Origin of the sequence: Candidatus Viridilinea mediisalina (genome assembly GCF_002532535.1) — a bacterium.
Lineage (GTDB): Bacteria > Chloroflexota > Chloroflexia > Chloroflexales > Chloroflexaceae > Viridilinea > Viridilinea mediisalina.
In genome coordinates this window covers 1-4,439 of record NZ_NQWI01000204.1, presented here as the reverse complement: position 1 = coordinate 4,439, position 4,439 = coordinate 1, and the positions used below count along the sequence as shown (strand labels likewise).

The 4,439-nt window shown below is 50.1% G+C and carries 7 protein-coding genes; 3 read left to right on the top strand and 4 right to left on the bottom strand.

What is annotated here, in order from left to right:
* Positions 1–160: 160 nt before the first annotated feature.
* The 4 genes from CJ255_RS21185 to CJ255_RS21170 all read right to left on the bottom strand — a co-directional run bounded on the left by CJ255_RS21185 (position 161) and on the right by CJ255_RS21170 (position 3,046).
* On the bottom strand, positions 161–1,321 hold the full coding sequence (locus CJ255_RS21185; protein WP_097646069.1) for a hypothetical protein: 1,161 nt from the start codon (positions 1,319–1,321) through the stop codon (positions 161–163).
* Between the two features lie 6 nt (positions 1,322–1,327).
* On the bottom strand, positions 1,328–1,663 hold the full coding sequence (locus tag CJ255_RS21180; RefSeq protein WP_097646068.1) for a hypothetical protein: 336 nt from the start codon (positions 1,661–1,663) through the stop codon (positions 1,328–1,330).
* A gap of 133 nt (positions 1,664–1,796) precedes the next feature.
* Positions 1,797–2,207: a hypothetical protein gene (locus CJ255_RS21175; protein ID WP_124682047.1), complete on the bottom strand. Its 411-nt coding sequence runs from the start codon at positions 2,205–2,207 to the stop codon at positions 1,797–1,799.
* 617 nt (positions 2,208–2,824) lie between these two features.
* A complete protein-coding gene (locus CJ255_RS21170) occupies positions 2,825–3,046 on the bottom strand; it encodes a hypothetical protein (protein ID WP_097646066.1) in 222 nt (73 codons plus the stop codon).
* Positions 3,047–3,377: 331 nt separating this feature from the next.
* On the opposite strand from CJ255_RS21170, the gene CJ255_RS21165 reads away from it, so the two are divergent.
* The 3 genes from CJ255_RS21165 (at position 3,378) to CJ255_RS21155 (ending at position 4,320) form a co-directional block, all read left to right on the top strand.
* Positions 3,378–3,665: a hypothetical protein gene (locus tag CJ255_RS21165; protein WP_097646065.1), complete on the top strand. Its 288-nt coding sequence runs from the start codon at positions 3,378–3,380 to the stop codon at positions 3,663–3,665.
* Between the two features lie 92 nt (positions 3,666–3,757).
* Positions 3,758–4,054, top strand: coding sequence for a DUF6883 domain-containing protein (locus CJ255_RS25015; RefSeq protein ID WP_097646064.1), 297 nt, complete (start codon positions 3,758–3,760; stop codon positions 4,052–4,054).
* Positions 4,055–4,068: 14 nt separating this feature from the next.
* The gene (locus CJ255_RS21155; RefSeq protein ID WP_097646063.1) at positions 4,069–4,320 is read left to right on the top strand and encodes a DUF4926 domain-containing protein; all 252 of its coding nucleotides are present in this window, start codon (positions 4,069–4,071) and stop codon (positions 4,318–4,320) included.
* Positions 4,321–4,439: the final 119 nt, after the last annotated feature.

Here is a 4,439-nt window from a genome sequence, read left to right as displayed (position 1 = left end):
GCGATGCAACTCATTCCCAACGCCGAGGCCGAGCATCTTGCCAACCACTTTGATCGCTGGCTGAGTAGCCACAAATCTCAGATTACGCTTCATAGCCGTGGCCCAATCTTTATTGTGCCACCGGAATGGTTTGGAAAAAAGAAAAGATTGTGATTGAAAATCACAGTATATACTCCCAAATATCTCGATCTGGATTATATGATTTTGAACTGGTACCACCAACCCCATGATCGGCAATGAAACCCGCATGGATAAGAATCTTCTTGTATTGCATATAAATACTGGTGCGATAGTGACGAGGTTCTACTTTATGCCAAACGATAAAACCTTGATCATCTAAGATTTCATGCACGATTTTTGGAAAGAAGAAGACAATAGGCGTCATCGTCTTGTCAAGTCTGCTGGCGATCTCTACAAGGGTTGACATTGGTATCGCTTCACGGGGGTCTGTCTTTTCAAGAACATCAGTAATAAACTTTGCTACCGGATCTCCTTCCAGGAGGATACGTAATACTGCACCTGTGGATGGAGAAATAACCGCTAGAGGTTTGTGTATAGCTTGTGAATGCCATGTATTCAACGTTGCAGCATCAGGCAATAATGGCATGCATGTTTTGCCAATTTTTGTAAGTTCAACTTCATTTCCATAAATATTGATTAAGCGCAATTTAGCTGCGCCAGCTAATGCGGGACGAAACACTTTAGGCATTACTGGGTAGTGATTCCGTACAAAAGATTCTAGATCTTGAATCGACACCATTGATGCAGAATGTTGTTTTTGCCAAGCATCAAGACAGATCGCGCAACCCAGATAGTGCGTAGGGAGATTAAAAGAGAACTGTGATAATAGTGTATTAGTCGCTGAAAATTGACTTAAGATACTCTTAGCTAAAACAAACTTTGGCAAAGAGAGTGGAGGTGGATCAATGAGATCAACGCCATGCGGTAGCACGGCCAGAATGCCAATTCCGCGCTGGCGTGCAAATGCACGCACATCTGCCGAAGGCGTACCCGCAACCGCCAACATTGAGGCATGAAAGCCCTGCCGATAGACATCCGCCTGAGCAATACCCTTCAACCAATCATCTGAACCTTTAGCCTCAACCGCAAACAGCGTCTCACCATCATCTAAACGCCCGACCAGATCGGGATGCACGGCAAAAGCATCAAATTGGAGCGTAAAACGCTGAAAGGGATCAAGTTTGCGGTCGCCCAAAAGGCTAGGGTGAGAATCGGTGTAGATCTCTAAAACATTGCGGCCTAGTAGCCCCTTTCTATGTAAAAATGCTTTAGTTTGGCGGAGAACTTCTATCTCTTGCATGGCTCCTCAAAATGAAAGTCCTAATTCAGCAAGACGTTTGGCATCCACCGGACGCTCTACCACGCTGGAGTCTAGATGTATTGATATATCGCTAGGTTCCCCATCTGCATCTGCTAGAACATAGCTCTCGTTATCACCCAAACGGGCAAGCGCGGCTTGGACGCTCGGGTCGTTATCGAGATTGGCACGTTGCGCTGCATCGAGCGACGTGGATCTGGTGAGTACTTTGTCAAGCAGAGCACGAGCTTGCATAACACGTTGCTCTAAAGGGGCGGCGTCGTCACGCAGTAGATCGAAAACTTGTACTGCAACTGCACGTAGTTCAACGGGTTCAATGGTCATGGTTAGCTCCTCGCTTTCGCCACTTGGTGAGAATGTGCGGGAATCAGGTTCTCTCGCACACCCTATCTACAATGATACCATGCTCATACAGATCACACCCCGCGTACTTTGCAGCGTGCATGCCAGATGTCGGCTAGCTCGGCAGTGTAACGCTGCAGAAGGGTGTCACCAGATGAGCACGCAGCGGCGCATAGACCGCATAGTCGGCCAATTCGCTCACCAGAAAGGCCAGACCACTCGCCAGCGCTAACTGGGGGCTCAAGACCGCCGAGAGCAGCGCTCCCAACAAGATCGCCCCCACCACCCAACGCCGCCCCAATGTCTCGTGCAGAGCATCGCGCAGCGAGAAGGCCAAGCCCGCAAAATAGACCCCCGCCGGGGCCATAAGGCCAAAACCAACCGGCACAATGCCGAGGTAGGTTATCGCCAAATTCGCCGCCACGATGGTCAACATAAAAGCCGTAAACGCGATCATTCCCAGTCTAGGTCGTTTCAGATGCCACATGAGCCGCTCCTCTTCCACCGCGAGACCGAACGTAATCATACCACCAACCCAAGTCTTTTCGCACACGGGGGCAATGCTTCGCCAATGTCCCTACAGCTCTTCGGGGTCGAAGTAGCCCTTCACCATCCCACAAGTGAGTACTCCTGATTCCTTAATGTGTAGCTAGGGTGCGCGAGGGAACCTGGTTCCCTCGCATCCTCCCCCAGTTCGAAGGGGTGTAGGGCACCCTAGCTACAGATTCCAGTCACACCCATAAGATTATCACCAATGCAGCATCCGTAGTGAAGATGTCCAATGAAAGGAAAGACTTTGATACGCATGTTTTTTTTCAGGTATTTTTAATAGCTTCGAAACATATCTTGCAGATATACTTTTTGAGATACACCTTGCAATGCCCGAAACATTAAAGTCTCAATCAACAATTACGACTGAAGCCGCATTGAGCGTGTCTGATATGTCGCAGTTGATTCAACTTATTGCTAGTAACCGAGTAAGTAAATTAAAATACGGTGAGGAAGAAGGTTTTACCAAATATTTCAAGAAGATAACCGACATAGATTTATTCTCACAAGCAGATAGTCGGCAGGTAAAATACTTTTTTCAGATTCGACATCTGTATACTCATAGCGATGGCAGGGTAGATAAGCCGTTTGTTGCTAAGAACTATGCTGACGACGCGGGATGACCTCAATATTGGCCTGTACCGACTCGACGAGCAGCGCCTGTACATCTTTGATATTGCGCGGGTGAACCGCCGCGCCCGCCGCGCCAATCAGGGCACTAAAGCTCCGCGAGTCGCTCAGCGCCGCATAGGGAATGGTACGCTCGCCGTGAATCGTGCCGCGTGTCAGCCGTTCGAGTCGGCTCGGGGGCGCCACGGCCCTACCGCATTCCAATGCGGTAGGGCGTCTCTTTTTGGTGAAGCATATTCTGCTCAGATGCGTATGTGTGACCGTTTACGAGTGATGAGTGATGAGTGATGAGTGATGAGTGATGAGTGATGAGTGACAAGCAGGGTATGCCGCATTGCAATACGCTCTGGTGCAATTTGCTATGCGGCATGTTTAATGGTAATTGGTATCACAACGCATTGCGCCACCATGTCCGATAATTTGCGCGAAATTAAACATATGTGCTAAAATACGTCTCGACGCCGCGCGACACACCTGATCGCGCACCCTAGTATAGTAGAGAGGCAAGGCAAATCACATGTCAAATCATAGCGGAATTTACATGCTGCGCGATATGCTCGATGTACTCAACAAGGCGGGCGTCTGGGCGCACATGCCACGCGCGGATGTGCAGAAGGTGATCATCAACATCGTCCATTTGGCCCGTACTGGCTACGACTGCAATCCAGGAGAGATCCTTGAGGACCATGAGGCTTTCGGCGTCTGCCATTACTGCCTGAAGCCTGCCGAACGGCTGCGCTACGGCATGTGTCCGATCTGTAACGACGATGAGGACGAGGATGAGGATGACGAGGACGCAAGTTGATCGCAAGCGGGCATCTCCTCTTGGCGCTCATTGGACTCACGCCCCATCGGTGAGGGCTTGTTTGACCCGCTTTAAGATGATCTCGGCCATGTCTGCCTCTTCTCTGGGTAAGGCGTTGGCTACCTGCTCACCATCGTGGTGGTAGCAAAGCAACCCTGCTTTTGCAATTCGGCTATGCCCCGACGGAATGGCAACGACTTGCTGGTGATCTTCGCCGCGATCACCTTACCAGAACTATTGATCTTATGCGGACAACTCCGTATGGTATGCGCTACGAGATACGTGCTGCCCTTCAGACACCATCTGGACGGCCCCTTGTTATGCGGAGCATCTGGCAGATTGATAGCGAATCGACATCACCACGTCTTATTACTCTTTATCCTGACTGAAAAGGCATAATCTTATGAATTTCCCCTTGTATGAGGATGCAATTCTTAAAATCGATCTACCAGATGATGGGCTGGTCGCTGGCGATGTTGGTACCGTGGTAGAGCGCCATGATGTGCCTGAGCTTGAACCAGGCTACAGTCTAGAATTTTTTGATCTCCTAGGCAATACCCTTGCCGTTGTTACGGTACCAGCAAGCGCCTTACGTCTCCCGGTGCGCGGCGAACGCCTTGCAGTGCGTACACCGGCGGAGTCTCTATTGCATTAGGGAGAACTAAAGGATGCGCCGCTTGCTGGGCAGTTTGTCGGCGAGGAGGCGATCTATGCGCTGCTTGCCGCTGGTGCGCTGGATGCCGACAATCGCCTCTTTCTGCTTTTGGGTGAGGC

Excerpts from the sequence above, each read along its gene's own strand:
- CJ255_RS21185 (WP_097646069.1), bottom strand. The coding sequence starts at position 1,321 with ATGCAAGAGATAGAAGTTCTCCGCCAAACTAAAGCATTTTTACATAGA.
- CJ255_RS21180 (WP_097646068.1), bottom strand. The coding sequence starts at position 1,663 with ATGACCATTGAACCCGTTGAACTACGTGCAGTTGCAGTACAAGTTTTC.
- CJ255_RS21175 (WP_124682047.1), bottom strand. The coding sequence starts at position 2,207 with ATGATTACGTTCGGTCTCGCGGTGGAAGAGGAGCGGCTCATGTGGCAT.
- CJ255_RS21165 (WP_097646065.1), top strand. The coding sequence starts at position 3,378 with ATGTCAAATCATAGCGGAATTTACATGCTGCGCGATATGCTCGATGTA.
- CJ255_RS21155 (WP_097646063.1), top strand. The coding sequence starts at position 4,069 with ATGAATTTCCCCTTGTATGAGGATGCAATTCTTAAAATCGATCTACCA.